The 26,994-nt window shown below is 72.0% G+C and carries 22 protein-coding genes; 7 read left to right on the top strand and 15 right to left on the bottom strand.

Annotated features, from left to right (window positions below; all coding sequences use genetic code 11):
- Positions 1-74: 74 nt before the first annotated feature.
- A complete protein-coding gene (locus DWB77_RS08625; protein WP_120720690.1) occupies positions 75-947 on the top strand; it encodes a uracil-DNA glycosylase in 873 nt (290 codons plus the stop codon).
- Positions 948-1,131: 184 nt separating this feature from the next.
- Here the strand turns inward: DWB77_RS08625 and DWB77_RS08630 are convergent, their stop codons facing one another.
- The 7 genes from DWB77_RS08630 to DWB77_RS08655 all read right to left on the bottom strand — a co-directional run bounded on the left by DWB77_RS08630 (position 1,132) and on the right by DWB77_RS08655 (position 8,520).
- Entirely contained in the window at positions 1,132-1,806 is a 675-nt protein-coding gene (locus DWB77_RS08630) for a potassium-transporting ATPase subunit C (protein WP_120720691.1), read from the bottom strand.
- Positions 1,807-1,825: 19 nt separating this feature from the next.
- Complete coding sequence (kdpB, locus tag DWB77_RS08635) at positions 1,826-3,925, bottom strand: potassium-transporting ATPase subunit KdpB (RefSeq protein ID WP_120727537.1); 2,100 nt, start codon at positions 3,923-3,925, stop codon at positions 1,826-1,828.
- Between the two features lie 35 nt (positions 3,926-3,960).
- Positions 3,961-5,658: a potassium-transporting ATPase subunit KdpA gene (gene kdpA, locus DWB77_RS08640; RefSeq protein WP_120720692.1), complete on the bottom strand. Its 1,698-nt coding sequence runs from the start codon at positions 5,656-5,658 to the stop codon at positions 3,961-3,963.
- 8 nt (positions 5,659-5,666) lie between these two features.
- Positions 5,667-5,756 (bottom strand): K(+)-transporting ATPase subunit F, encoded by a 90-nt coding sequence (gene kdpF, locus DWB77_RS08645; RefSeq protein WP_063801986.1) that lies wholly within the window; start codon positions 5,754-5,756, stop codon positions 5,667-5,669.
- On the bottom strand, positions 5,753-5,893 hold the full coding sequence (locus DWB77_RS37670; RefSeq protein WP_162952480.1) for a hypothetical protein: 141 nt from the start codon (positions 5,891-5,893) through the stop codon (positions 5,753-5,755). Before DWB77_RS37670 ends, kdpF begins: the two co-directional genes overlap by 4 nt.
- Positions 5,894-6,417: 524 nt before the next feature.
- Positions 6,418-7,935: a DEAD/DEAH box helicase gene (locus DWB77_RS08650; protein WP_120720693.1), complete on the bottom strand. Its 1,518-nt coding sequence runs from the start codon at positions 7,933-7,935 to the stop codon at positions 6,418-6,420.
- Between the two features lie 381 nt (positions 7,936-8,316).
- Positions 8,317-8,520, bottom strand: a complete 204-nt coding sequence (locus tag DWB77_RS08655) for a cold-shock protein (protein ID WP_100580096.1) — start codon at positions 8,518-8,520, stop codon at positions 8,317-8,319.
- A gap of 433 nt (positions 8,521-8,953) precedes the next feature.
- On the opposite strand from DWB77_RS08655, the gene DWB77_RS08660 reads away from it, so the two are divergent.
- The 5 genes from DWB77_RS08660 to DWB77_RS08680 all read left to right on the top strand — a co-directional run bounded on the left by DWB77_RS08660 (position 8,954) and on the right by DWB77_RS08680 (position 13,863).
- Positions 8,954-9,718, top strand: a complete 765-nt coding sequence (locus tag DWB77_RS08660; RefSeq protein WP_120720694.1) for an SDR family NAD(P)-dependent oxidoreductase — start codon at positions 8,954-8,956, stop codon at positions 9,716-9,718.
- 35 nt (positions 9,719-9,753) lie between these two features.
- Positions 9,754-10,896, top strand: a complete 1,143-nt coding sequence (locus DWB77_RS08665; RefSeq protein ID WP_120720695.1) for a sensor histidine kinase — start codon at positions 9,754-9,756, stop codon at positions 10,894-10,896.
- Positions 10,893-11,549, top strand: a complete 657-nt coding sequence (locus DWB77_RS08670; RefSeq protein ID WP_120720696.1) for a response regulator — start codon at positions 10,893-10,895, stop codon at positions 11,547-11,549. Before DWB77_RS08665 ends, DWB77_RS08670 begins: the two co-directional genes overlap by 4 nt.
- A gap of 113 nt (positions 11,550-11,662) precedes the next feature.
- Positions 11,663-12,301: a GOLPH3/VPS74 family protein gene (locus tag DWB77_RS08675; RefSeq protein ID WP_120720697.1), complete on the top strand. Its 639-nt coding sequence runs from the start codon at positions 11,663-11,665 to the stop codon at positions 12,299-12,301.
- A gap of 107 nt (positions 12,302-12,408) precedes the next feature.
- Positions 12,409-13,863: a carboxylesterase/lipase family protein gene (locus tag DWB77_RS08680; protein WP_246033466.1), complete on the top strand. Its 1,455-nt coding sequence runs from the start codon at positions 12,409-12,411 to the stop codon at positions 13,861-13,863.
- A gap of 30 nt (positions 13,864-13,893) precedes the next feature.
- Here DWB77_RS08680 and DWB77_RS08685 read toward each other — a convergent pair whose 3' ends face one another.
- From DWB77_RS08685 to DWB77_RS08720, 8 genes are all read right to left on the bottom strand, one after another.
- On the bottom strand, positions 13,894-14,754 hold the full coding sequence (locus DWB77_RS08685) for a polysaccharide deacetylase family protein (protein WP_120720698.1): 861 nt from the start codon (positions 14,752-14,754) through the stop codon (positions 13,894-13,896).
- A gap of 359 nt (positions 14,755-15,113) precedes the next feature.
- The gene (locus DWB77_RS08690) at positions 15,114-16,322 is read right to left on the bottom strand and encodes an IS110 family transposase (RefSeq protein ID WP_120720370.1); all 1,209 of its coding nucleotides are present in this window, start codon (positions 16,320-16,322) and stop codon (positions 15,114-15,116) included.
- Between the two features lie 358 nt (positions 16,323-16,680).
- Entirely contained in the window at positions 16,681-17,913 is a 1,233-nt protein-coding gene (locus tag DWB77_RS08695; RefSeq protein WP_120720699.1) for a GNAT family N-acetyltransferase, read from the bottom strand.
- Between the two features lie 171 nt (positions 17,914-18,084).
- Positions 18,085-19,233, bottom strand: coding sequence for an XdhC family protein (locus DWB77_RS08700; RefSeq protein ID WP_120720700.1), 1,149 nt, complete (start codon positions 19,231-19,233; stop codon positions 18,085-18,087).
- 46 nt (positions 19,234-19,279) lie between these two features.
- Entirely contained in the window at positions 19,280-20,743 is a 1,464-nt protein-coding gene (locus DWB77_RS08705) for an NCS2 family permease (protein ID WP_120720701.1), read from the bottom strand.
- Positions 20,744-21,131: 388 nt separating this feature from the next.
- Entirely contained in the window at positions 21,132-23,537 is a 2,406-nt protein-coding gene (locus DWB77_RS08710) for a xanthine dehydrogenase family protein molybdopterin-binding subunit (protein ID WP_120720702.1), read from the bottom strand.
- 2 nt (positions 23,538-23,539) lie between these two features.
- Complete coding sequence (locus tag DWB77_RS08715; protein ID WP_120720703.1) at positions 23,540-24,151, bottom strand: (2Fe-2S)-binding protein; 612 nt, start codon at positions 24,149-24,151, stop codon at positions 23,540-23,542.
- Positions 24,152-24,153: 2 nt separating this feature from the next.
- On the bottom strand, positions 24,154-25,050 hold the full coding sequence (locus tag DWB77_RS08720; RefSeq protein WP_120720704.1) for an FAD binding domain-containing protein: 897 nt from the start codon (positions 25,048-25,050) through the stop codon (positions 24,154-24,156).
- 264 nt (positions 25,051-25,314) lie between these two features.
- On the opposite strand from DWB77_RS08720, the gene DWB77_RS08725 reads away from it, so the two are divergent.
- Positions 25,315-26,985, top strand: coding sequence for a PucR family transcriptional regulator (locus DWB77_RS08725; RefSeq protein WP_120720705.1), 1,671 nt, complete (start codon positions 25,315-25,317; stop codon positions 26,983-26,985).
- Positions 26,986-26,994: the final 9 nt, after the last annotated feature.

The raw sequence follows: 26,994 nt of genomic DNA on the forward strand, positions 1-26,994 counted from the left end.
ACTTGTGAACACCGCACCGGAAACCCGTCCCCCCGGCGCCGTTGCCCCCGCGAACGCGCGGGTAGCGTGGAGGCATGGACGAGGTCGGCACCCAGGACAGGGAACCCCCCGCCGAGGATCGGGGCTTTCCCTCGTTTCAGGCGGCGCGGTGCGGTGGGATCGGCGAGTTGGACGGTCGGCTCACCGGGTGCCGGGCCTGTCCTCGGCTGGTGGCCTGGCGCGAGGAGGTCGCGGCGACGAAGCGGGCCGCCTTCCGGGACTGGGAGTACTGGGGCAGGCCGGTGCCGGGGTTCGGCCCGCACGACGCGCCGCTGGTCGTGGTCGGGCTCGCTCCGGCCGCGCACGGCGGCAACCGGACGGGCCGGATGTTCACCGGTGACGCCTCGGGGGACTTTCTCTTCGCGGCCCTGCACGCCGTGGGCCTCGCCTCTCAGCCCACGGCCACCGCGCCCGACGACGGCCTGGAGCTGTACGGGGTCAGGGTGACCTCCCCCGTGCACTGCGCTCCCCCCGAGAACAAGCCGACCCCCGCCGAGCGGGACACGTGCCGGCCGTGGCTGGCGGCCGAGATCGGGCTGCTGAACCCTCGGGCCATCGTCGTCCTGGGGGCCTTCGGCTGGCAGACGCTCCTACCGGTCCTCGCCGACGCGGGCTGGCAACTGCCGCGCCCCCGGCCCCGGTTCGGCCACAAGACCGTGGTGACGCTGCGCCGCGCCGAGCCCGACGCGGCGCGTCCGGCGGCAGGCGGCGCCCGGGGTGAGGGCCCCGGCCGGGACGTGGCCGACGAGCTCCATGTGATCGGCTGCTACCACCCCAGCCAGCGCAACACCTTCACCGGCCGCCTCACCCCTCCCATGCTCGTGGACCTCCTCCACCAGGCCGCGGACCTGGCCGGCTTGGACGCCCACCCCTCCCCCGCGCCGGACTTCGGCACGGATCGGCACTGACCCGTCCCCACCCTCGCGAGCCCGCCACCGCACGGCCCGCAGGCCGCGGACCTGGCCGGCTTGGACGCCCACCCCTCCCCCGCACCGCGCTTCGGCACGGATCGGCACTGACCCGCCCTCGCCCCTGCGAGCCCGCCCCCGCACGGCCCTCGCGAGTCGACACGGCCCCGCCCCCGCACGGCGCTCACCCCCGCACGAGCGCCCCCAGCGCCACATTCAGCTTGAGGACGTTCACCCCCGGCTCGCCCAGGAAGCCGAGGATGCGCGGGTGGGTGTTCTCGGTGACCAGGGTTTCCACCTGTCGCACGTCCAGGTGGTTCTTCTCGGCGACGCGGCGGGCCTGGAGTTTCGCGTACGCCGGGGAGATGTCGGGGTCCAGACCCGAGCCGGAGGAGGTGACCGCGTCGGCGGGGACGTCGGCCGGGGTCACCGGGTGGCCGGGGGTCGAATTGTCCCTCACCACCGCCTCCTTGGCCTGCTCGACCTGAGCGATCAGCTTCTCGTTGTCGGCGGCCAGGTTGGTCGCGCCGGACACCAGGAGCTGGTGGCCGGTGTTGAGGGTGTTCGTGCCGAGCCCGTGCGAGGGGCGGGGCTGGAACCACCTCAGGTCCGGCGCCGGGGTCTCCTCGGGGTCGGCCGGGTTCTTCTTCGGAAGGTTGTACGTCTGGCCGATCAGGGCCGAACCCACCACTCTGCCATCGGACTTGACCTCGGAGCCATTGGCCTTGTCGGCGAAGGCCACCTGGGCGATCCCGGTGACAAGCAGCGGGTAGATCACCCCGCACACCAGGGTCAGGACCAGCAGGGCGCGCAGGCCCGCGCCGAGCAACCGGGCCGTGTTCGTCACTGAGTTGTTCATGGGGAGCAGCGCCTTTCGCTCAACGCAGGCCGGGGATGAGGGAGATGAGGAGGTCGATGGCCTTGATGCCGAGGAAGGGGGTGACCAGGCCGCCGAGCCCGTAGATCCCGAGGTTGCGGCGGAGCAGCCGGTCGGCACTGGTCGGCCGGTACCGTACGCCCTTGAGGGCCAGCGGCACCAGGGCGATGATCACCAGCGCGTTGAAGACGACCGCCGAGAGGATGGCCGTCTCGGGGCTGTGCAGGCCCATGATGTTGAGCTTGTCCAGGCCCGGGTAGACCACCGCGAACATCGCGGGGATGATCGCGAAGTACTTGGCCACGTCATTGGCGATGGAGAAGGTCGTCAACGCCCCCCGGGTGATGAGGAGTTGCTTGCCGATCTCGACGATCTCGATGAGTTTCGTCGGGTTGGAGTCGAGGTCGACCATGTTGCCGGCCTCCTTCGCGGCCGACGTACCGGTGTTCATCGCCACCCCGACGTCCGCCTGGGCCAGCGCCGGGGCGTCGTTGGTGCCGTCGCCGGTCATCGCGACCAGCTTGCCGCCGGCCTGCTCCCGCTTGATGAGCGCCATCTTGTCCTCGGGCGTGGCCTCCGCGAGGAAGTCGTCCACGCCCGCCTCCTCGGCGATCGCCTTCGCGGTCAGCGGGTTGTCGCCGGTGATCATGACCGTTCGGATGCCCATGCGGCGCAGCTCGTCGAACCGCTCCCGCATCCCCTCCTTGACGACGTCCTTGAGGTGGATGACGCCGAGCACCCGCGCGCCGTCCGCGTCCTCCACCGCCACGAGCAGCGGTGTGCCGCCGGCCTGGGAAATCCGGTCGGTGACCGCCTGGGCGTCCGGTGCGACCCGTCCGCCCCGCTCCGTCACCCAGGCGAGGACCGAACCGGCCGCGCCCTTGCGGACCTTGCGGCCGTCCACGTCCACGCCGGACATCCGGGTCTGGGCGGTGAAGGCCACCCACTGTGCCCCGGCCAGCTCGCCCTGATGGCGCTCGCGCAGCCCGTACGCCTCCTTGGCTAGCACCACGACGGAGCGGCCCTCGGGTGTCTCGTCGGCGAGCGAGGAGAGCTGGGCCGCGTCCGCGATCTCGGCCCGGATGGCGCCGCCGACCGGCACGAACTCCGAGGCCTGGCGGTTGCCCAGGGTGATGGTGCCGGTCTTGTCGAGGAGCAGCGTCGAGACGTCGCCCGCCGCCTCGACCGCCCTGCCGGACATCGCCAGGACGTTGCGCTGGACCAGGCGGTCCATGCCCGCGATGCCGATCGCCGAGAGCAGGGCGCCGATGGTGGTCGGGATCAGACAGACCAGCAGCGCGGTCAGCACGATCATGGACTGCTCGGCCTTCGCGTACAGGGCGAAGGGCTGGAGGGTGACGACCGCGAGCAGGAAGACGATGGTGAGGGACGCCAGGAGGATGTTGAGGGCGATCTCGTTCGGGGTCTTCTGCCGGGCCGCGCCCTCGACCAGATTGATCATCCGGTCGATGAACGTCTCCCCCGGCCTGGTCGTGATCTTGATGACGACACGGTCGGAGAGCACCTTGGTGCCGCCCGTCACCGCACTGCGGTCACCGCCCGACTCCCGGATGACCGGGGCCGATTCACCGGTGATCGCCGACTCGTCGACGGAGGCCACGCCCTCGACCACGTCGCCGTCGCCCGGGATGACGTCACCCGCTTCGCAGACGACCAGGTCACCGATCCCGAGCTCCGCGCCGGGGACCTCCTCCTCGCGACCGCCGTTCAGACGGCGGGCGACGGTGTCGGTCTTGGCCTTGCGCAGGGTGTCCGCCTGCGCCTTGCCGCGGCCCTCGGCGACGGCCTCCGCCAGGTTGGCGAAGAGCGTCGTGAGCCACAGCCACCCGGCGATCGCCCAGCCGAACCAGTCCCCCGGATTCTTGAGGGCGAGCACGGTGGTGAGCACCGACCCGATCTCCACCACGAACATGACCGGGGACTTGACCATGACGCGCGGGTCGAGCTTGCGGACCGCGTCGGGGAACGACGTGAGCAACTGCTTCGGGTCGAACAGGCCGGCCCCGACCCGGCCGGCTCCGGGCCCTGGCCCTCCGGGTACGTCGGAGTGGGGGGCGCGGGTGGGTGTGGCGATGGACATGGAGCCGGGCCCCTCGGGGTTCTTCGTGTGGGTGGTCATGAGGCGAGGCCTTCCGCGAGCGGGCCGAGGGCCAGCGCCGGGAAGTAGGTGAGACCGGCGACGATCATCACGGTGGCGACCAACAGGCCGGTGAACAAAGGCTTGTTGGTGCGCAGGGTGCCCGCCGTCTCCGGTATCGGCTGCTGCTCGGCGAGCGAACCCGCGAGGGCGAGGACGAACACCATGGGGACGAACCGGCCGAGCAGCATGACGAGCCCGATGCTGGTGTTGAACCAGGGGGTGTTCGCGTTCAGCCCGGCGAAGGCGGAGCCGTTGTTGTTGGCGCCCGAGGTGTAGGCGTACAGGACCTCGGAGAAGCCGTGCGCGCCCCCGTTCGTCATCGAGGTCAGGGTGGACGGCATCGCCATCGCGACGGCCGTGAAGGTGAGGACGAGTGCCGGGGTGATGAGGATGTAGCAGGCCGCGAACTTGATCTCGCGGGTGCCTATCTTCTTGCCGAGGTATTCCGGCGTACGCCCCACCATCAGGCCCGCGACGAACACCGCGATGATCGCCATGATCAGCATGCCGTAGAGCCCGGATCCGGTGCCGCCGGGGGCGATCTCGCCGAGCTGCATGCCCAGCATGGTGAGGCCGCCGCCGAAGCCGGTGAACGAGGAGTGGAAGGCGTCCACCGCGCCGGTGGAGGTGAGGGTGGTGGCCACCGCGAAGATCGAGGACCCGCCGATGCCGAACCGGTTCTCCTTGCCCTCCATGGCTCCGCCCGCGGCGGTGAGCGCGGGGCCGCCGTGGTGGTACTCGGTCCACATCATCAGGGCGGTGAAGCAGACCCAGATGGTCACCATGGTGGCGAGGATCGCGTAACCCTGCTTCACCGAGCCGACCATCGTGCCGAACGTACGGGTCAGCGCGAACGGGATGACCAGGATCAGGAAGACCTCGAAGAGGTTGGAGAAGCCGTTGGGGTTCTCGAAGGGGTGCGCGGAGTTGGCGTTGAAGTAGCCGCCACCGTTGGTGCCGAGCTCCTTGATCGCTTCCTGGGAGGCGACCGCGCCGCCGTTCCACTGCTGCGAGCCGCCCATGAACTGGCCGACCTCGTGGATCCCGGAGAAGTTCTGGATGGCTCCGCACGCGACCAGGACGACCGCGCCGATCAACGAAAGGGGCAGCAGGACGCGGACCGTGCCGCGCACCAGATCGCACCAGAAGTTGCCGAGCGCGCCGGCGTCCGCCGCGCCCGGACGGGACGCTCCCGCGACCCGGGAGTGCGCGAAGCCTCGCACCAGAGCGACGGCGACGGCGATGCCGACGGCCGCGGACACGAAGTTCTGCACCGCGAGACCGCCGGTCTGCACCAGGTGCCCCATCGTCTGCTCGCCCGCGTACGACTGCCAGTTGGTGTTGGCGACGAAGGAGGCGGCCGTGTTGAAGGCCTGGTCCGCCGGGATGGAGACGAAGCCGAGCGATCCGGGCAGCGAGCCTTGCAGACGCTGCATCAGATAGAGGAAGAGGAGGCTCACCGCGGAGAAGGCGAGGACACCGCGCAGATAGGCGGGCCAGCGCATCTCGGTGGCGGGGTTGGCGCCGATCGCCCGGTAGATCCACTTCTCGACGCGCAGGTGCCGGTCGCTGGAGTAGACCCGGGCCAGATGATCGCCCAGCGGACGGTATGCCAGGCCCAGCGCCACGGCCAGGGCCAGGAACTGGAGCACGCCGGCAACAACAGGAGACATGGTGGCGCTCAGAACCTCTCCGGGTACACAAGGGCGAGGACGAGGTAACCCAGCAGGGCGACGGCCACGATCAGACCGACGATGTTCTCGGCAGTCACAGCTTGGCCACCCCCTTGGCGATGAGCGCCACCAGCGCGAAGACCGCGACCGTGGTGACGACGAAGGCCAGATCGGCCATCGTGAACTCCTCAGAGAGGCGCGAAAAAGAACGGACGCCCTGAGGAAACCCCCTCACCAGGCGCTTTCGCCCTCCGTTGACGCCCCTCATACGGCCCGCGGCGACTCCTTTACGGGTCTCATACGGGCGGATGGCGCCCGCACGCACGCCGGCTGCGGGAGGACCCGCGGTGTGGCGGGCGGGGCTCGGCGGCGTGGCGGGAGGTAGCTCGGCGGCTCGGCAGCGCGGGGGGGGCTCGGCGGTTCGCAGCCCGGGGAGGTGGCTCGGCGGCACGGTGGGGGGTGAGCGCGGCGGGGAGGGTGTGCGCGGCGGGAGGGCCTGCGGCGGGGAGGGTGCGCGGGGTCGCGTCTCGAAAGCGGGGGCGTCAACTCCCGGACGGTGCACGGGGGTTGGGCGCTGTCCTCGCGGTCCCGGAGGTACGCCGTTGTTGGTCGGCACGCTCGACGGGAGCGGGGCTCGTGGCCCGCGCGTGACTCCGGCGCGGGGCGGGTGGAGGAAGCGTGGGCCCGGCGGGGTGGCACGGGCCGGGGGCGGGGTGACCGGTGTGGCCGGTCACCCCGTGGTGGGTCGGCGCCGCTGGATCAGGCGGCGCGGCGGGCCCGGGCGGCCTTGCGGGCCTCGGCCATCTCGCGGGACTCACCGGCGCGGCGGGAGTTCCCGGGCCGGCCGGAGGACTGTCCGCGCGCGGTGCCCAGACCGCGGAACGGGGCCTGGCCGCGCTGCTTGGGGCGCTCGGCGGCGGCCGCGGACGGGCCGACGGGGATGCCGGAGGGGGCCTTGGCGCCGGTGATGCGGCTCAGTTCGGCCTCTCCCGAGCGGACCTGGGTGATGGTCGGGGTGATCCCGGCGGCCATCATCAGACGGCTCATCTCGCGGCGCTGGTTGGGCATGACGAGGGTGACGACGCTGCCGGACTCGCCGGCCCGGGCGGTACGGCCACCACGGTGCAGGTAGTCCTTGTGGTCGGTCGGCGGGTCCACGTTCACCACGAGGTCGAGGTTGTCGACGTGGATGCCGCGCGCGGCGACGTTGGTGGCGACGAGCACCGACACGTCACCGGTCTTGAACTGGGCCAGGGTGCGCGTGCGCTGCGGCTGCGACTTCCCGCCGTGCAGCGCCGCGGCCCGCACCCCGCTGTGCAACAGGTGCTTGGTCAGCTGGTCCACGGCGTGCTTGGTGTCCAGGAACATGATCACCCGGCCGTCGCGGGCGGCGATCTCCGTGGTCGTGGCGTACTTGTCGGCGCTCTGCACGTGCAGCACGTGGTGCTCCATCGTGGTCACCGCGCCCGCCGACGGGTCCACCGAGTGCACCACCGGGTCGCTCAGGTAACGGCGCACCAACAGGTCCACATTGCGGTCCAGGGTCGCCGAGAACAGCATCCGCTGACCCCCCGGACGGACCTGGTCAAGAAGCTCGGTGACCTGCGGCATGAAGCCCATGTCGGCCATCTGGTCGGCCTCGTCCAACACCGTGATGTCCACCTGGTCCAGACGGCAGTCACGGCGCTCGATCAGGTCCTTCAGCCGGCCCGGGGTCGCCACCACGACCTCCGCGCCGGAACGCAGCGCACCGGCCTGCCGCCCGATCGACATGCCACCCACCACGGTCGCCATCCGCAGCCGCAGCGCCCGCGCATACGGCGTCAACGCGTCCGTGACCTGCTGCGCCAGCTCACGCGTCGGCACCAGAATCAGCGCGAGGGGCTTCTTCGAGTCCGCGCGTCGGCCCGCCGTGCGGGCCAGCACCGCCAGGCCGAAGGCGAGGGTCTTGCCGGAACCGGTACGGCCACGGCCCAGGACGTCACGGCCGGCCAGCGAGTTCGGCAGGGTCGCCGCCTGGATGGGGAACGGCTCGTTCATGCCCAGGCTCGCCAGAAGCTCAAGCACCTCGGCGGGCAGGTCGAGGTCGCCGAAGTTCGCGACGGCGGGCAGCGGCGGTGTGACGGTCACGGGGAGGGCGAATTCACCCTGCGGCGCGGCGGGCCTGCGGCTTCCGCCGGAGCGGTTCGGGCCCTGGGGCCGGAAACGGGCCCCGCGGTCGCCTCCGGTCCTGCCGGCGGCGGAATAGCGGTCGTTCGTGCGAGCTGAACGGTTCAAGGAGAACCTTCCTCGATATGGCACGTATCGAGGGACGCCCGGCGAAAGGAGACAGCCGGGGCATCGCAAGAACGAGCCGGAAACAGAAGTCGAATTCCGATCCGGCCGCACGGGGGCGCGGAGATTCCCCGCCCGATGTCGGAATGCCGGGCAGCCGCCGCCTTGAAAGGCGGACGGGCCGGATCGTGACAGCGGGCTGATGCCGCCCGGCCGTGGCCGGGGCGGTTCGTCCGCTGGTGGCGGGAGCCCGGGCGGCGCCCAGGATCCCGCGGGCCGTGAAAAAATGCCGTCACGGTGACGGCGGGCCCGGTGGAACAGCAACGGGCTGGGGCCCGCACCCCAAGGTGCGAGCCCCAGCCGCGTGCAGAAAACGCCTCAGCGTCAGGCAGGCGTGATGTTCTCGGCCTGCGGGCCCTTCTGGCCCTGCGTGACGTCGAAGTTCACCTTCTGGCCTTCCTGAAGCTCACGGAAGCCCTGGGCGGCGATGTTCGAGTAGTGGGCGAACACGTCCGGGCCGCCACCCTCCTGCTCAATGAAGCCGAAGCCCTTTTCCGCGTTGAACCACTTCACGGTGCCAGTAGCCATGTCATATCTCCTTCGGGGCAATGCCCGGGGGCCCGCACTGTGCTGACCCCGGTCGTTACTGTGATGATCGCCCTGTCCGGAATGCACCGGAAATACAAAAGCGCCCGACGGCATAAAACCATCGAGGCACTTGAAGTCTTTGGGAACCACAACTGCAACTGAGAACAACAGTAGCACGGATCCCACCGGGTGGCACGGCAAATCCTACTATTTTGCGCGCGTCGCCAAGACCTCTCCGAGCTTTACCTGAATTTCTACGGCGGCGGCAGCACATATTCTTCCGCATCCGCCGCGGCCGCCTGCAACGGGGCGTCGGGGCTGGCCAGTTATGTGCCCCCGCGCTTGATCTTCGGCCCGGTCCGCGAAGACTGGGGCGGTGCGTGGGGCCGCCCCGCGTGCCTTCTGACCTGCCCTCGGAGAAATGCGAGCCGTCATGACCACTGTCCTGATCACCGGAGCCACCTCGGGCATCGGTGCCGCCTTCACCCATCGGTTCGCGGGGTTCGGCTGCGCCCTGGTCCTGGTCGCCCGCGACGAGGAGCGCCTGCGGACCATGGCCGAGGAGCTGCGGTCCCGGTACGGGGTGGAGGTCGAGACGCTCTCCGCCGATCTGGTCGACCGTGATCAGTGCCGCCTGGTCGAGGAGCGGCTGGCCTCGGTCGGGGCGCCGGTGGACGTGCTGGTCAACAACGCGGGCTCCGGGCTTCCGGCGCCCTTCCCGCACAGTCCCGTCGATGACGAGGAGCGGATGCTCGACCTGCTGGTGCGGGCGCCGCTGCGGCTGACCCACGCGGCCGTGCCGGGCATGACCGCCCGCAAGCGGGGCGTCGTGCTCAACGTGTCGTCGGTGGCGGGCCTCCTGCCGACGGGCACCTATGGCGCCGCCAAGGCGTGGCTGACCGCGTTCAGCGAGTCCCTGCGGGTCGACCTCGCCCCGCAGGGGGTGCGCGTGCTCGCGGTGGTGCCCGGGTTCACGCGGACGGAGTTCCAGCAGCGGGCCGGGATGGATCTCAGCTCGCTGCCCGAGTGGGCGTGGCTGGACGCCGAGAAGGTCGTCGAGCAGGCCCTGAAGGACCTGCGCCGCAGGCGGCCGGTGAGCATCACGGGCCTCCAGTACAAGACGTACGCCTTCGCGCTGCGCCATGTGCCCCGTACGGTCGCGGCGCGGATGGCCCGCTCCCGTACCGGCGCCAAGTGAGGGGCCCGCGCTCCCGGGGTTGGTAGCGTCGCCGCGTGGGTCTTGAGCGTGGTCCCGACGGCAGTGGCGCCCCTCCCTCGGACCGGGCGGTGAAGGCGCTGCGGGCGGGGTCGGCGGCGCTGGTGCTCGGGGTGGCGGTGCCCGTGTGTCTGGCGGCGGGGCCCGGGGCCGGCGCCGCCTGGCGGCCCGCCGCCGCCCTCGCGCTCGCCGTGGCGCAGGCCCTGGTGCTGCGGTGGGTGGCGCGCGGGCCCGGTGCGGTGCTCGCGGCGAGCGCGCTGCTCGGCGCCGCGATGTGGCTGATCCTTCCCGCGCTGAGCCTGACCGGGGCGCTGCTGGGGGCGCAGCTCGCGCTGTGTGTCCTGTCGGCGCTGCGGCCGGTGCGGGTCTCGCGGTACGGGCTGCTCGGGATGGTGGCGCTCGGTCCGCTCGCCCATGTCGGCGCGGGCACGCTCGCGCTGGTCACCCATGTGCTGGCGGTGACGCTGGCCTGGACGGCGGGGCAGTGGCGGCGGGCGCAGCAGCAGCGGGTGGCGGCCGAGACGCGGCGGGCGGTCGCCGAGGAGCGGGCCAGGATCGCCCGTGAGGTGCACGACGTGGTGGCTCACACGGTGTCGGTGATGGTGATCCAGGCGAGCGCCGCCGAGGACGTCTTCGACGCCGATCCCGAGCAGGCCCGACAGGCCCTGCGCGCCATCGACGACGCGGGGCGCTCCGCGCTCGGCGAGCTGCGGGTGCTGCTGCGGGCGGAGGGGGGCCGCGAGGGCGACGACGGGCGGCGTCCGCCGCGCGGCCTTGAGGATCTGGCCGAGCTGGCGGCGAACGCGCGGGCGGCCGGGCTCACCGTCGACCTCGACACGCGGGGCGCGGGATCGCCGCCCCCGGCCGCCGTGGCTCTCGCCGCGTACCGGATCGTGCAGGAGGCCCTGACCAACACGCTGCGGCACGCGGGCGCGAGCCGGGTGCGGGTCTCGGTGAGCCGCGACGAGGAGTCCGTCCGTATCGAGGTGAGCGACAACGGCCGCCCCGGCACCCGGAGTTGGCGCGGTGCCGGCTCGGGGCGGGGCCTGGCGGGAATGCGTGAGCGGGCGGCGCTGCTCGGCGGCACCCTCGACGCGGGGCCCGGCCCCGACGGGGGATTCCGGGTGCGGGCGGTGCTGCCGATAAGGTGCGCGTCGTGACGATCCGGGTGGTGGTGGCCGACGACCAGGCGCTGGTGCGCGGGGGTTTCCGCCTCATCATCGACGCCCGGGACGATCTCGAGGTGGTCGGCGAGGCGGCCGACGGGCAGCACGCGGTGCGCCTGGTCGGCCAGTTGAGGCCGGACGTCGTCCTGATGGACGTGCGGATGCCGGTGATGGACGGCATCGACGCGACCCGGGCCATCGTCGCCTCGGGCAGTGCGGCCCGGGTCCTCGTCGTCACCACCTTCGACCTCGACGAGCACGTCCTGTCGGCGTTGCGGGCGGGGGCCAGTGGCTTTCTGCTCAAGGACATCCGGCCCGCCGAGCTCGCCGAGGCGGTACGGGTCGTGGCGCGCGGGGACGCCCTGCTCGCCCCCACCGTGACCCGGCGCATGCTGGACCGTTTCGCGCACACCACCGACCCCCCGGCGCCGGCCGCCCTCGCCGGTCTTTCACCGCGCGAACGCGAGGTGCTCACCCTGATCGGTCAGGCGCTGTCCAACTCCGAGATCGCCCTGAGGCTGCACCTGTCGGAGGCGACGGTGAAGACCCATGTGTCGGCGGTGCTGCGGAAGTTGGGGCTGCGCGACCGGGTGCACGCGGTGGTCGCCGCGTACGACCACGGCCTGGTGGAGCCGCGCCGGGGCTGAGGCGTCCGCTCATCCCGTGGGATGAGCCGCGCCCATACTCATCCCACGGTCGCGGTGCGAGGCCGTCCGACGGGTGGATCCGCGGGCGGCGCGCGGTGCCTACCGTCGGTTCCATGACGCACACGCTGTACGGCCGGATGTATCTCGCGGCCTACGACACCGACGCCGGCGCCCTGTACGACCGGAGCCGGGCGGGCTTTCTGCTACGTACCGCGGTCCTCGCCGAACTGGCCCTCCTCGGCCGCGTCGCCGACGCCGGGGGCGAGGTGGCGGTCGTCGACGCCGGGGACACCGGGGACCCCGTGCTCGATCTCGTGCTGTCCCGCCTCGGTGCGCACCGGCGCACCTGGAAGGCGTGGATGCGCGCCGACCGCGCGGAGACCCTGGCCGCCGTCGAGGACCGGCTCGCCTCCGTCGGCCTGGTCACCGTGGCGGAGCACCGCGCTTTCGCGCGCGGTGCCCGGCGCGAGGTGACGGCACTCGACCCGGGGGGCGTACGGGCCCTTCAGGCGGAGCTCGCCGCGCTGGTGCGAGGGGGCGGGCCGGTCGAGCCGTACGACGCCGTGGTGGTGGCGCTCGCCGCGGCCGGCCGGGCGCACCACCTGGTGTCGCGCGCCGACGCGCGGGCCCACAAGGACCGTCTCGACGCCCTGACCGGACGGCTCGACGCCCTCGCGCCCGCCCTCGGCGCGGCCGTGCGGGGGCTCGGGACCACGCTGGTGGCGGCCCGGGGCGGAATGGGAGGCAGCTGACGATGCGGTGGCTCGCGGCAGCGCTCGTCTGCGCCCTGACGCCCCTGATGCCCCTGACGCCCTTGGCGCCCTTGGGTCCGGGGACCGCTGCCCCCTCCCCTTCCGCCGTGGTGGTGCCCACGGGCGCCGGGGCGGTGCGCGGTTCCGTGCACGAGGGCTACCGGCTGTTCCAGGGCATCCCGTACGCCGCCCCGCCCGTCGGCGCGCTGCGCTGGGCCCCGCCCCGGCCGGCCGCGCCCTGGCGCGGGGTGCGTGACGCGACCCGGCCGGGCCCGGCGTGCGCCCAGGCGGCCGGCGAGGTGCCGGGCGGCAGCACCAGCGAGGACTGTCTGTATCTGAACGTCACCGCGCCCCTGGACGCGACGGCGGGCCGGCCCCGGCCGGTGATCGTATGGCTGCACGGCGGCGGCTTCACCAGCGGCGCCGGGAACTCCTACGACGCGCACCGGATGGCGGTCGAGGGCGACGAAGTCGTGGTGAGTGTCAACTACCGCCTGGGCGCGCTCGGTTACCTCGCCCACGCGGGACTGCCCGGCTCGGGCACCTTCGGCCTCGCCGATCAGCAGGCCGCGCTGCGCTACGTACGGGACACCATCGGGGCGTTCGGCGGTGACGCGCGCAAGGTGACGCTCGCCGGGCAGTCCGCCGGGAGCTACGCCGTCTGCGCGCAGCTCGCCTCGCCCTCGGCGGCCGGGCTCTTCCAGCGGGCGATCATGCAGAGCGGCGCCTGCACGGGTGGCCCGGCGCGCCCGTTCGCCCCCTACGCGGTGGCCCCCGCGGTCGCGCGCGCCGCCGGGTCGAAGCTGGTCGACGCGGTGGGCTGCGCCGGGGCCGGGGACGTGCTCGGCTGTCTGCGCCGGGTGCCGGTGCCCCGGCTGCTCGCGGCGCAGGGGGCGGACGCCCAGCCCTCGTACGGCACCCCGCTGCTGCCGCTCGACCCGGCCGAAGCGGTCACCTCGGGGCGGGTGGCGCGGGTGCCGGTGCTCATGGGCGCCAACCACGACGAGGGCACGATCTGGGCGGCCGGCCTCATGACGGCCGCCATCTCCGTCACGCCCGCCAACTGGCCTGACGTAGCAGGTGAGTTCGCGCCCGATCCGGCGCGTGCCGACGATGTCGTGCGCGCCTACCCGGTGCGTGGCGCCGACGGCGGGCCGGTGTTCGGGGCGGTCATCGGGGACGCGGAGTACGCCTGCCCCGCGCTGCGCACGGGTTCGCTGCTCGCGGCGCACCAGACCGTGTGGCGCTACGAGTTCGCCGACCCGGCGCCACCCCGCCCGACGCCCGCTCCCCCGCCGTTCCCGCTGGGCGCGACGCATACGACGGAGCTGCCGTACCTCTTCGATCTGGGCGGCCGGCCCCGGGAGATGACGGAGGGTCAGCACCGGTTGGCCGACGTCATGATCGGGTACTGGACACGGTTCGCGCGCTTCGGGGATCCCAACGGGGGCGGGGCGCCGCACTGGTCGCGTTCCCAGGTGCAGGGTCTGGCTCCGGACCGTACGGGCCCGGTGCGGCCGGGCGCGGCCCACCACTGCGCGCTGTGGGCGACGATGCCGTAGAGCGGTGCCTCAGACGGCCGGGGCGGTGCCTCAGACGGCCGGGAAGCTGAAGGTGTACCCCTGCTGGGAGAGCCAGGGCAGCAGCTCCTTCAGGGCCTCGACCGTCTGGGCGCGGCCGCCGCCTCCGTCGTGGAAGAGCACGATCGGGCCGTTCTTGAGCTGCTGCTTCACCGTGTTGACGATGGCCGCGGTGCCGGGCTGCTTCCAGTCCTTGGTGTCGACGTTCCAGCCGAGCGGGCGCATCCCGTGGCCGGCCGCGATGTGGCGGTTGTCGGGGGTGAAGGCGCCGCCGGGGGCGCGGAAGTACTGGACCTTGGCGCCGCCTCCGGCCGCCTGCTCGATCATCTTCTGGGCGTCGAGGACCTCGGTGCTCTGGTAGGCGACGGGCTTCTTGTTCATGGCCTCGTCGTGGCTGACCGTGTGGTCGCACAGGCGGTGGCCGGCCGCGACGACCTGCTTGACCATGGCGGGGTTCGCCTTGGCCTGCGGGCCGATCATGCAGAAGGTCGCCTTGACGCCGTACTGCTTGAGGACGGCGAGGATCTTCGGCGTCCACACCGGGCTCGGGCCGTCGTCGATGGTGATGGACACGGACTTCCCGCCGCTCTCGGTGGCGTGGTCGATCGTCTCCGATATGCCGGTGCTGCCGGCGGGCGCCGCGGGTCCGGTGGAGTCGGCGGAGCCGTCCGAACCGTCCGGCGCGCTGTCGTCGCCGCCGGGCCCCGACGGCACGGCCGGGCCCGAGGGCCGTCCGCCCGGCTTGTCGTCGGACTTCCCGGTGGTGGAGGAGTGGGCGAGCGCGGGGCCTGGACCATCGGCGGAGGTGTCGCTGCCGAGGAACACCGCGGCGGCGACGCCGCCCGTCAGGACCGCGGCCGTAGCCGTGGCCATTACGATGCGGCGTGTGTGGGCAGTCGGTCGCGCCATGGTTTCCCCATCCCCTCGATACGTGCCGGATCGGCAGCGGAGCCTCACCGGTTGGCCACGATCGCACGATCGCGCTCGAATCCCGAAATGTTAATTCTCCGGCGGGGTATCGACGGAAAACACCCGTATTCCGACAACTTCCTTGAGCGTCAAGGGGGTTGTTGCGACCTCAGTGCTGCGAGTGGTTCGGTGCGGGCGCCGCGCGCCGGGACTTAGGTCCCTATCGCGCAGGCAAAGACCCCGCCAAAGGCCCTTACGGTTCCCGCTCCGAGCAGGGGATTCGCGGGGGGGTGCCTCTATGTCCTTCGTCAAGCCTGAGCTGGTCATGCGACGGCTGCTTCAGGGACGCGTGGTTCGTAGAAGGTGCCGTCGCGGAGCATGGCGAACAGGACGCTGATGCGGTGGCGGGCGAGGCGGAGCAGGGCCTGGGTGTGGGTCTTTCCCCGGGCCCGGCATTTGTCGTAGTAGGTGCGGGAGGCGGGATCGTGCAGGGCTGCGAACGCGGACAGGAACATTGCGCGTTTGAGCTGCCGGTTTCCGCCTCGTGGTGCGTGTTCGCCGTGGATCGAGGTCCCCGAGGACTTCGTTGTCGGGGCGAGGCCGGCGTAGGAGGCCAGGTGGGCGGCGGTGGGGAAGCTGGTGCCGTCGCCGACGGTGACCAGCAGAACTGCGGCGGTCCTGACCGCGACCCCTGGCATCGAGGTCAGGACCTTGGAAAGAGGGTGGTCCTCCAGCAGGGCTTTGATCTGGGCTTCCAGGGCCCGGCGTTGTTCGTGGACCGCCGCGAGCGATCGGGCCAGGGAGGGCACGACCGTGTCGAGGGTGCCGGTGCCGGGAACGACCACGGTCTGTTCGTCCAGGGCGTCGAAGACGTCGTCGACCAGCCGGGTAGCCATGCGCGGGGCCTTGGGCCGGATGAGTTCGACGAGTCTGCGGCGGCCGGCTTTCCGCAGGGCGGCCGGGGAGCCGTAGCGTTCCAGCAGCCAGGTGACGGCGGGGTGGTCCAGGCGGGGGCCGAGGACGCGTTCCAGCGAGGGGTGGAACTGGGTGAGCAGGCCGCGTATCCGGTTGGAGGTGCGGGTTGCCTCGGCGGCGAGGTCCTGGTCGAAGCCGGTCAGGACGGTGAGTTCGGCGGTGATCTCGTCGGTCAGCTCCAGAGAGCGCAGCGTGTGCGGCATGGTGCGGGCGGCGTCCGCGATCACCGCGGCGTCCTTCGCGTCGGTCTTGGCCTCGCCCGGGTAGAGGTCGGCGATGCGGCGCATCGCGAGTCCGGGCAGGTAGGCGACCTTGCAGCCCGCGTCCCGGGCCACGGTCAGCGGGAGGGCTCCGATGGAGGCGGGCTGGTCCACGATCACCAGGACGGTGCCGAACTTCGCGGTCAGCTTGTCGAAGACGGCCCGCAGTTTCGGCTCGCTGTTGGGCATCGGCTTGTCGAAGACCTTCTTCCCGGCCGGGGTGAGCCCATGGCCGTGATGAGCGGTCTTGCCGACGTCCAGGCCGAGGAACACGCCTACGTCTTCGGTGTCGAACATCGTGCCCTTCCAGCAGAGTTGAACGTGCCGGCCTTGGCAGTGGTGTCGTACGCGCGCATCCACGTTATGCAGACCTGCCGCCCGCGAGCTGTCCGGCATTGCGCCGGACCGGGTGGTGGCCGGACCTCTCATCAGCGTCTCCGACGGCACCTCCCGGGCCCGGTGACACCACCCCCCAGGTCATCCGTTCGACAGGGGGCAACAGTCATGCCGGGCCCGGAGGCCAGCGGCCCTCTTGCAGGACCGCGAAGAAGATAACGGGGGCGTTCGTCCCTGCCCGGGCCGCCGCGGCGGGAGAGCCTCATCACGTCGCCAACGCGCGGCCCCCCGCGTGTCCGCCGGCGCCGCCCGCCCTGGGTCAGAACTCGTCGACGGTGTGCGGCAGTTGCTCGGTGCGCAGCGCCGCGTCCAGGGCGGCGGCCGCGCCGGGGGTGTGCTCGGTCACCAGGCCCGCGAGGACCAGGCGGCGGACCTCGGTGCCGCCGAGGTAGCAGGCGGCCAGGTCGCGCACGTCGAAGACGAGGTCGGGGGCGGCCGTGGTCGGCTCGTAGGTGCAGCCGTGCTCGGTGGCGTCCAGCCGGAAGCGTCCGGCGTTGGCGGCGATGCGCTCGTCGCGCACCTCCAGGACGAGGAAGGCCTCGGCCGCCCAGGAGCGGGCGGTGAGCGCCGCGCCGACGTCCACCAGGCGGATCCACAGCGCGGGGAACTCGGCGACGGCCCGGACCTGGTCCCGGTCGGTGGCGAACAGGAGCAGCGGGTCGTCCGGCGCCAGGCCCCAGGCGCGGACGGTGCCGGTGAGGTCGATGCCGGCCAGGTAGTTCCACAGGGCGGCCTCGCCCGCGGGGGTGTCCGCCACCAGCTCGGCGACCTGGACCGTGCCGGGCTTGGCGGGGTCGTCCTCGCGGCGGGTGCGGTAGACGGCGTACCCGGCGAGCGGCTCGTTCGTGGCGCCGAGCCCGACGATGCGGGGCGGGCCGAGCTCCTCGTCGTCCTCGTCGGTCTCGGGGAGCCACTCGGCGCGCCAGCGTTCGGCGTCGCGCGCGATGCGCCCGGCCCGGCGGGCGCGGGTCGCCTCGTAGAAGGGGCCGAGTTCGGCGGGGGCGTCGGCGGGGTCGATCAGGCGCAGGGGGCGCGGGTCGGGCTCGACGCGCAGGGCGAGCGGGCGGGTCGAGTTGATCTCGACGGTGGTGCCGTAGGTGCCCGGGCCGAATCCGAAGCGGCCGTAGATGGCGGCCTCGGTGGCCCAGAGGGCGGCGATGGGCCGGCCGTGTTCGGCGCAGCGGCGGAAGACCTCGGCGATCATGCCGGAGAGCACGCCGCGGCGGCGGTGGGTGGGGGCGACGGAGACGAACGTGAGCCCGGGGCAAGGGAGTTCACCACCGGGCACGGAGAGGGTGAAGCGGTGGGCGACGAGGAAGCCGACCAGCGCGTCGCCGTCGTACGCGCCCACCCGGTCGCAGCGCAGCACCATCGCGCGGTGGTAGGCGCGCTTCTCCTTCTCGTCGGGCCGGTCGTGGAAGACGAGCCACCAGAGCTCCAGGGCGCGGTCGACGTCGGACTCGGGCACGTCGCGGAAGTTCAGCTCGCTCATGCGGCGACCCTAACCCGCCTGAAACGGGCAGACCCCCGCGTATCGGCCGGGTTGGGGCGGGGGCGGCCGCGGGCGGGTGCGCGCGGGTCAGACCCGGTGGCGGGGGGGTAGGCCCGGTGGCGCGGGGGTCAGACCCGGTGGCGCGGGGGTCAGACCCGATGGCGCGGGGGGTCAGGCGACCGAGCCCATGCGGCCCCTCGCGTCGGCGGCGTCGTGGTGGATGGGCGTGTGGGCGCCGGTCAGGGCGACCCCGCTGCCGCCGCGCCGGTTGGCGACGATCTGCGCCGCGATCGACAGGGCCGTCTCCTCCGGCGTACGGGCGCCGAGGTCGAGGCCGATCGGAGAGTGCAGCCGGTTGAGTTCGAGCTCGGTGACACCCACGTCCCGCAGCCGCTTGTTGCGGTCCAGGTGGGTGCGGCGCGAACCCATGGCGCCGACGTAGGCGACCGGCAGCCGGAGCGCGGCCTGAAGGAGCGGGATGTCGAACTTGGCGTCATGGGTCAGGACGCACAGCACCGTGCGGGAGTCGGTGGCCGTCCGCTCCAGATACTTGTGCGGCCACTCCACGACGATCTCGTCCGCCTCGGGGAAGCGGGCCCTGGTCGCGAAGACGGGCCGGGCGTCGCACACGGTGACGTGGTAATTCAGGAACTTGCCGACCCTGACGAGGGCGGCCGCGAAGTCGATGGCGCCGAAGACGATCATCCGGGGGGCCGGGACGCTCGACTCGACCAGGACGGTCAGCGGGCGGCCGCACAGACGGCCGTCGGCGCCGAGCGAGAGCGTGGCGGTGCGGCCGGCGTCCAGCAGGGCGGCGGCCTCGTCGGCCACGGCACGGTCCAGTTCGGGGTGTCCGCCGAGGGCGCCCTCGTACCGGCCGTCGGGGTGGACGAGCAGGGCGCGGCCCATGAGTTCGGCGGGCCCGTCGGTGACGCGGGCGACGGCGGTGGCCTCGCCGCGCGCGGCGGCGGCCAGGGCAGCGGCGAACACTTCACGGGCGGGTGCCTGAGGCCCGACCGGGGTGACGAGGATGTCGATGACGCCGCCGCAGGTCAGACCGACCGCGAAGGCGTCCTCGTCGCTGTAGCCGAAGCGTTCGAGGACGGTGTCGCCGTCTTCGAGCGCCTGTTGGCACAGCTCGTACACGGCGCCCTCCACACATCCGCCGGAGACCGAGCCGATCGCCGTGCCCTCGCTGTCGACGGCGAGGGCGGCTCCCGGCTGCCGGGGCGCGCTGCCGCCGACCGCCACCACGGTGGCCACGGCGAACGCGCGTCCCTGCTCGACCCACCGGTTGAGCTCTTCGGCGATGTCCAGCATGTTCGGTCTCCTTAACGATGGGTGGAGGGCGCGGGCGGCTCGGCCGCTACTTGACGCCGAGCCAGTTCTCGATCGGATGGAGGGCGAAGTAGATGGTGAAGACGGCGGTGAGGGCCCACATGAACCCGCCGATCTCCCTCCACTTGCCCTGTGCGGCCTTGATAACCGTGTAGGCGACGACACCCGCGCCGACACCGGCGGTGATGTTGTACGTGAACGGCATCAGCACCACGGTGAGGAAGACCGGGATGGAGACCGCGCGGTCGCTCCAGTCCACGTGCTTGGCGGCGCTCATCATCATCGAGCCGATCACGACCAGGGCCGCGGAGGCGACCTGGGCGGGCACCAGCTGGGTGACGGGGGTGAAGAAGAGGCAGGCCAGGAAGAAGAGGCCGGTGACCACCGAGGAGAGGCCCGTGCGGGCGCCTTCACCGGCGCCGGAGGCGGACTCGATGAACACGGTCTGGCCGGAGGCGCCGCTGACGCCGCCGATCGCGCCGCCCGCGCCGTCGATGAACAGCGCCTTGGACAGGCCCGGCATGCGGCCCTGCTCGTCGGCGAGCTTGGCCTCCTGGCCGACACCGATGATGGTGGCCATCGCGTCGAAGAAGCCGGCGAGCACCAGGGTGAAGACGATCATGGTGACGCCGATGGCGCCGATGGTGCCCCAGCCGCCGAACTCGACGTGGCCGAAGAGGCCGAAGTCGGGCGTGGAGACCGCGCTGCCGTCGAGGCCGGGGGCGCTGCCGCCCCAGTCCGCGTCGGTGAGGCCCGCGACCTTGGTGACCACGAAGGCCAGGACGCTGCCGGAGACGATGCCGATCAGGATCGCGCCGGGGACTCTGCGCGCCTGGAGGGCGAAGATCAGCAGCAGGGTGATGGCGAAGAAGAAGACGGGCCAGCCCACGAGCTGACCGGTGAGGCCCAGGGTGACGGGCGGACCGTGCTCGGGGCCCTTGCCGACGAACCCGGCCTTCACCAGGCCCAGCAGGGCGACGAACATGCCGATGCCCATGGTGATCGCGTGCTTGAGCGCCAGCGGGATGGCGTTCATGATCATCTCGCGGAGGCCGGTGACGACCAGCAGCATGATGACGACGCCGTACATGACGCACATGCCCATGGCCTGCGGCCAGGTCATGTTGGGGACCACCTGGGTGGTCAGGGCCGCGGAGACGTTCAGTCCGGCGGCGAGAGCGAGCGGCACCTTTCCGATGAAGCCCATCAGCAGCGTGCTGACCGCGGCCGCGAGTGCGGTGGCGGTCACCAGGCCCGCGTGGCCCAGCGTGTGCTTGTCGACGTCGGGCGTCGAGAGGATCAGCGGGTTGAGCAGGAGGATGTAACACATCGCCATGAAGGTGGTGATGCCGCCGCGCACTTCCTGCGCGGTCGTGGACCCTCGCTCGGATATGTGGAAGTACCGGTCGAGCCAAGACCTGCCGGCGGAGGGACGAGAGCCGGAGCCCGCGTCCTCAGCGGTGGTCTTCGGCTCCAGGGACTGCTGGGTCATGGTGCCTACTCCCAAGGTTCACAGGGGCACCCGCATAAGACTTGAATCCTCAGGTCAGACAAGCTGCGGGATTTGGGATGGTGCGTGGGCTGCACGACCCGGGGGACGGCCCGAGACGAACGGTGTCTGCTCCTGCCGGGGTACCGGTCGCGGTACCGCAGTGCAGATGACTACGGGTGGTGCTGGTGTGACGGGGTCACGCGGGTGGTGCTGGTACTGCGGGTGCTGCGGGTGTTGCTGGGCGCTGCGGGTGTTGCTGGTGTTGCTGGGTACTGCGAGGACCGCGAGCGGTGCGGTACTGGTGTGCTCCGGGCGGCGCGGGCTTCGGAAGTGTGACGTTCCAGTGAGGCCCGCACCGCCCGGAGGGATCAGGGATCCCGAGGTGGGATCAGACGCCGGTGCCGGTGAGGTGCTCGGGGCGGACCGGGGTCTTGGTGAGCTCCAGACCCGTCGCGTTCCGGATCGCCGCGAGGACGGCCGGGGTGGACGACAGCGTCGGGGCCTCGCCGAGACCGCGCAGGCCGTACGGCGCGTTCGGGTCGGCGAGCTCCAGGACGTCGACCGGGATGGTCGGGGTGTCCAGGATCGTCGGGATCAGATAGTCCGTGAAGGAGGGGTTGCGCACCTTCGCGGTCTTCGGGTCCACGATGATCTCCTCCATCACCGCGACACCCAGGCCCTGGGTGGTGCCACCCTGGATCTGGCCGACGACGGAGAGCATGTTGAGGGCCTTGCCCACGTCCTGGGCGGTGGCCAGCTCGACGACCTTGACGAGGCCGAGCTCGGTGTCCACCTCGACCACCGCGCGGTGCGCGGCGAACGTGTACTGGACGTGGCCGTTGCCCTGGCCGGTGACGAGGTCGAAGGCCTGGGTCGGGCGGTGCCGGAACTCCAGCTCGACGTCGATCTCCTCGCCCTCCAGGACGTCCGCCAGGTCGGCGAGGACCTCGCCGCCGTCGGTGACGACCTTGCCGCCTTCGAGCAGCAGCTCGGCGGTGGCCCAGGCGGGGTGGTAGGAGCCGAACTTGCGGCGGCCGATCTCCAGCGCCTTGGCGCGGACGGCCTCGCAGGTGTTCTTCACCGCGCCGCCGGTCATGTACGTCTGCCGGGAGGCGGAGGTGGATCCGGCGGAGCCGACCTGGGTGTCGGCCGGGTGGATGGTCACCTGCGTGACACCCAGCTCGGTCCGGGCGATCTGGGCGTGCACGGTGACGCCGCCCTGGCCGACCTCCGCCATGGCGGTGTGGACCATCGCGACGGCCTCGCCGTTGATGACCTCAAGACGCACCCGGGCGGTCGAGTAGTCGTCGAAGCCCTCGGAGAAGCCGACATTCTTGATGCCGACCGCGTAGCCGACACCCCGTACGACACCTTCGCCATGCGTGGTGTTGGACAGGCCGCCCGGCAGCGCGCGGACGTCCGCCGCCTCGCCTGCCGCGAGCCACTGCTGCTCGGGGGGCATCGGGCGGGCCTTGACGCGGCGCAGCAGCTCGGCGACCGGGGCCGGCGAGTCCACGACCTGGCCCGTCGGCATGATCGTGCCCTGCTCCATGGCGTTGAGCTGGCGGAACTCGACCGGGTCCATGCCCAGCTTCGCCGCGAGCTTGTCCATCTGGGCCTCGTAGGCGAAGCAGGCCTGGACCGCGCCGAAGCCGCGCATCGCGCCGCAGGGCGGGTTGTTGGTGTAGAGCGCGATCGCCTCGATGTCGACGTCGTCGATGACGTACGGGCCGACGGAGAGCGAGGAGGCGTTGCCGACGACGGCCGGGGAGGCCGAGGCGTAGGCGCCGCCGTCCAGGACGATCCTGCACTTCATGTGCGTGATCTTGCCGTCCTTGGTGGCCCCGTGCTCGTAGTGCAGCTTCGCCGGGTGGCGGTGCACATGGCCGAAGAAGGACTCGAACCGGTTGTAGACGATCTTGACCGGCTTGCCCGTGCGCAGCGCCAGGAGGCAGGCGTGGATCTGCATCGAGATGTCCTCGCGGCCACCGAAGGCGCCGCCGACGCCGGAGAGCGTCATGCGGACCTTCTCCGGCGGCAGGCCGAGGACCGGGGCGATCTGCTGGAGGTCGGAGTGCAGCCACTGGGTGGCGACGTACAGGTCGACGCCACCGTCCTCGGCGGGCACCGCGAGGCCGGACTCCGGGCCGAGGAAGGCCTGGTCCTGCATGCCGAAGGTGTACTCGCCCTCGACGATCACGTCGGCCCGCTTGCGGGCCTCCTCCACGTTGCCGCGGATGATCGGCTGGCGGTGCACGATGTTGGGGTGCGGGACGTGACCGGCGTGGTGGTCGTCGCGGCCCTCGTGGATCAGCGGCGCGTCCGGGGCGGTGGCCGAGGCCTCGTCCGTGACGAGCGGCAGCTCCTTGTAGTCGATCTTGATCTTGGCCGCGGCGCGGCGGGCGGTCTCCGGGTGGTCGGCGGCCACCAGGGCCACCGGCTCGCCGTGGTGGCGGACCCGGCCGTTGGCCAGGACGGGGGTGTCCTGGATTTCGAGGCCGTAGTTCTTCATCTTGGCCGGCAGGTCGTCGTAGGTGAGCACGGCGTAGACGCCGGGCATCGCGACGGCCTCGGAGATGTCGATGTTCTCGATGAGGGCGTGGGCCACGGTGGAGCGCAGCGTCTGGCCCCACAGCATGTCCTCGTGCCACATGTCCGAGGAGTACGCGAACTCACCGGTCACCTTGAGGGTGCCGTCCGGGCGGAGGGTGGACTCCCCGATGCCGCCCTTGGTGTGGTTCTGGGTGACGTTGGTCGGCGTACCGGCCGGAGTGGTGCGGGTCTTCTGCGCCATGATCAGACCGCCTCTTCCTGACGGGCGGCCGCGAGGCGGACCGCGTCGAGGATCTTCTCGTAACCGGTGCAGCGGCACAGGTTGCCGGAGAGCGCCTCGCGGATGTCCGCGTCGGACGGCTCGGAGTTGCGCTCCAGGAGCTCGTCGGCGGCGACCAGGAGACCGGGGGTGCAGAAACCGCACTGCACGGCGCCGGCGTCGATGAAGGCCTGCTGGATCGGGGAGAGACCGCCCGCCTCTCCAGTCTGCCCGTCCTGGGCCCGCGGGCTCTCGGACCCGTGCGCCGTCCAGCGCTTGGCGGCGTCGATGGAGGTGCCGCAGGAGCCGGAGGCGCAGCCGCCGCCGGGGTGGGAGTCGGCGCGGTGGGCGGCGTAGTCGGCCAGGCCCTCCACGGTGACGACCTCGCGGCCCTCGACCTGACCGGCCGCGACCAGACACGAACACACCGGAACACCGTCGAGGCGGACCGTGCAGGAACCGCACTCGCCCTGCTCGCAGGCGTTCTTCGAACCCGGGAGCCCCATGCGCTCGCGCAGGACGTACAGGAGGCTCTCGCCCTCCCAGACGTCGTCGGCCTCCTGCTTGCGGCCATTGACCGTGAAATTGACGCGCATGGTTATGCAGCTCCTTCAAGGGTGCGGCCGTTGCTGCCGCGGTACGTCTCCCAGGTCCACATCAGCGTGCGACGGGCCATGACGCCGACGGCGTGACGGCGGTAGTTCGCGGTGCCGCGGACGTCGTCGATCGGGTTGCACGCGCCCGAGGCGAGCGTGGCGAACTGCTTGGCGATCGACGGAGTGATGATCTTGCCGTTGTCCCAGAACCCGCCCTCTTCGAGCGCCGCGTTCAGGAATTCCTCGGCCGCCTTGGCCCGAATGGGGGTGGGGGCCGCCGAGCCGATGCCGGTACGGACCGTGCGGGTCTCGGGGTGCAGGGCCAGGCCGAACGCGCAGACCGCGATGACCATGGCGTTGCGGGTGCCGACCTTGGAGAACTGCTGGGGGCCGTCCGCCTTGGGGATGTGGACGGCCTTGATCAGCTCGTCCGCCTCCAGGGCGTTGCGCTTGACGCCCTTGTAGAACTCGTCGATGGGGATGAGCCGGACGCCGCGCGCCTGGGACTCGACCTCGACGTCGGCGCCGGAGGACAGCAGCGCCGGGTGGGAGTCGCCGGCCGGCGAGGCGCAGCCGAGGTTGCCGCCGACGCCGCCGCGGTTGCGGATCTGCGGGGAGGCCACGGTGTGCGAGGCGAGCGCGAGGCCCGGCAGCTCCGTCCGCAGGTTCTCCATGATCTGGGTGTACGGGACGGAGGGGCCAAGCCGGACGCTCTCCTCCCCGACCTCCCACTGGGCCAGCTCACCGATGCGGTTCAGGTCCAGGAGGTACTCGGGCCGCCGGTGGTCGAAGTTGATCTCGACCATCACATCGGTGCCACCCGCAATGGGCACAGCCGTGGGGTGCTCGGCCTTGGCGGCGAGCGCCTCCTCCCAGCTGGCGGGGCGAAGGAAGTCCATGAGTGGCTCTCTTCCGATTCTCAAATTCGGGGTCGTTCGCACGGGTCCCGGGGACGGCAGGCCCTCGACATCTCAGTCGTTCATGTGCTGTTAACGCGGTGTGGAATCAGTACACAAGTCCCCGATCCCTCGGGTGCAGTCACTGAAACCATGAAGGAGTTGGCTGGTGTTCGCTCACGTCTTGTAGATTCGTATGAAAGGCGGTGTTCCGTTACCTCACCGCTTTCCAACGGCAACATCAAGACAGATCGGCGGCGACACGCGATGCGGCTGCGCGCACTTTTGGAAACCGACGCGCTGGGGCTGCGGCTGCTCGGCGGCGAGGACGAGCTGGACCGCACGGTGCGGGGCGTGATGACCACGGACCTGCGCGATCCCAGCCGCTACCTGACGGGCGGCGAGCTCGTCCTGACGGGTCTCGCCTGGCGCCGGGACGCCGAAGATTCCGAGCCATTCGTACGGATCCTGGCGAGCGCGGGCGTGGCGGGCCTGGCGGCGGGCGAGGCGGAGCTCGGCGCGATCCCCGACGATCTCGTCGTGGCTTGTTCTCGCCACCGCCTTCCGCTGTTCGCGGTGAACGAGTCGGTCGCGTTCGCCACCATCACCGAGCACGTCGTACGGCAGGTGTCGGGCGAGCGGGCGGGCGACCTCGCGGCGGTGGTGGACCGCCACCGCAGGCTGATGACCTCCGGCCCGGCGGGCGGCGGCCCCGAGGTGGTCCTCGACCTGCTCGGCTCCGACCTCGACCTGCGGGCCTGGGTGCTCTCCCCCACCGGCCGCCAGATCGCCGGCGCCGGCGACGCCCTGACCCCCGCGGTCGGCGCCGCGCTCGCCGCCGAGCACCTGGGTGCGACCCGCACGGGTCGCCGGGGCCCGCACCGCACCACCGCGGACGGCGTGACCTACTCGCTCTTCCCCATCCGCAACAACGGCCGGGGCGCGGCCCCCGCCGCCCGCGACGTGCGCGAGACGGTGCTTTCGGACTGGCTGCTCGCCGTCGAGGCCGACGCGAGCGACTGGCCGGCCGCCCGGCTCGACCTGCTCCAGGGCGTCACCCAGCTCATCGCGGTCGAGCGCGACCGGCGCGACGCGGCCCGCTCGGTGCGCCGCCGGCTCGCCCAGGAGGTCCTGGAACTGGTGCAGACCGGTGCCGCGCCCGCCGAGATCGCGGCCCGGCTGCGGGTCGCCGCGCCCGTGCTGCTGCCCGGCCTCGGCTCGGCCCCGCACTGGCAGGTGGTGGTGGCCCGGGTGGACTGGGAGCGCGACTCGGGCGCGGAGATCGCGGGCGGCCCGGTCGCCCAGTCGCTCCTGGAGGAGATCCTGGTCGACCCGGCGGTCGTCGGACCGGAGTCCTCCGACCGCATCGCGGTGGCCCACGCGGGCGACGAGGCCATCGCGCTCGTCCCGCTGCCCGCCGTCACGCCCGAGGGCGTCGAGGGCGGACTGCACGCCGACGCGCTCCTCGCCACGGTGCGCGCGCCGCTCTCGCCCGGCCTCGCCGACGACGGCCGTCTGACACTGGGTGTCAGCGCCGCGGTGCACTCCGCCGAGGGACTGCGCGGCGCCCTTGAGGAGGCCCGGCACGCCCGTCGGGTCGCCGCCGCCCGTCCGGGCCGGGTCTGCGCGGCCGGTCACCACGAACTGGCCTCGCACGTACTGCTGCTCCCGTTCGTGCCGGACGACGTACGGCGCGCCTTCACGGCCCGCCTCCTGGACCCGCTGCGCGACTACGACCGGCGCCACCGGGCCGAGCTCATTCCGACGCTGGAGGCGTTCCTCGACTGCGACGGTTCCTGGACGCGGTGCGCGACCCGACTGCACCTGCACGTCAACACGTTGCGCTACCGGGTGGGCAGGATCGAGCAGTTGACGGCCCGTGACCTCTCCCGCCTCGAGGACAAGCTGGACTTCTTCCTGGCGCTTCGGATGAGCTGACGGTCGATC

Origin of the sequence: Streptomyces hundungensis (assembly GCF_003627815.1) — a bacterium.
Taxonomy (GTDB): domain Bacteria; phylum Actinomycetota; class Actinomycetes; order Streptomycetales; family Streptomycetaceae; genus Streptomyces; species Streptomyces hundungensis_A.

Excerpts from the sequence above, each read along its gene's own strand:
- DWB77_RS08625 (WP_120720690.1), top strand. The coding sequence starts at position 75 with ATGGACGAGGTCGGCACCCAGGACAGGGAACCCCCCGCCGAGGATCGG.
- DWB77_RS08630 (WP_120720691.1), bottom strand. The coding sequence starts at position 1,806 with ATGAACAACTCAGTGACGAACACGGCCCGGTTGCTCGGCGCGGGCCTG.
- kdpB (WP_120727537.1), bottom strand. The coding sequence starts at position 3,925 with ATGTCCATCGCCACACCCACCCGCGCCCCCCACTCCGACGTACCCGGA.
- kdpA (WP_120720692.1), bottom strand. The coding sequence starts at position 5,658 with ATGTCTCCTGTTGTTGCCGGCGTGCTCCAGTTCCTGGCCCTGGCCGTG.
- DWB77_RS08655 (WP_100580096.1), bottom strand. The coding sequence starts at position 8,520 with ATGGCTACTGGCACCGTGAAGTGGTTCAACGCGGAAAAGGGCTTCGGC.
- DWB77_RS08660 (WP_120720694.1), top strand. The coding sequence starts at position 8,954 with ATGACCACTGTCCTGATCACCGGAGCCACCTCGGGCATCGGTGCCGCC.
- DWB77_RS08675 (WP_120720697.1), top strand. The coding sequence starts at position 11,663 with ATGACGCACACGCTGTACGGCCGGATGTATCTCGCGGCCTACGACACC.
- DWB77_RS08685 (WP_120720698.1), bottom strand. The coding sequence starts at position 14,754 with ATGGCCACGGCTACGGCCGCGGTCCTGACGGGCGGCGTCGCCGCCGCG.
- DWB77_RS08690 (WP_120720370.1), bottom strand. The coding sequence starts at position 16,322 with ATGTTCGACACCGAAGACGTAGGCGTGTTCCTCGGCCTGGACGTCGGC.
- DWB77_RS08695 (WP_120720699.1), bottom strand. The coding sequence starts at position 17,913 with ATGAGCGAGCTGAACTTCCGCGACGTGCCCGAGTCCGACGTCGACCGC.
- DWB77_RS08700 (WP_120720700.1), bottom strand. The coding sequence starts at position 19,233 with ATGCTGGACATCGCCGAAGAGCTCAACCGGTGGGTCGAGCAGGGACGC.
- DWB77_RS08705 (WP_120720701.1), bottom strand. The coding sequence starts at position 20,743 with ATGACCCAGCAGTCCCTGGAGCCGAAGACCACCGCTGAGGACGCGGGC.
- DWB77_RS08710 (WP_120720702.1), bottom strand. The coding sequence starts at position 23,537 with ATGGCGCAGAAGACCCGCACCACTCCGGCCGGTACGCCGACCAACGTC.
- DWB77_RS08715 (WP_120720703.1), bottom strand. The coding sequence starts at position 24,151 with ATGCGCGTCAATTTCACGGTCAATGGCCGCAAGCAGGAGGCCGACGAC.
- DWB77_RS08720 (WP_120720704.1), bottom strand. The coding sequence starts at position 25,050 with ATGGACTTCCTTCGCCCCGCCAGCTGGGAGGAGGCGCTCGCCGCCAAG.
- DWB77_RS08725 (WP_120720705.1), top strand. The coding sequence starts at position 25,315 with ATGCGGCTGCGCGCACTTTTGGAAACCGACGCGCTGGGGCTGCGGCTG.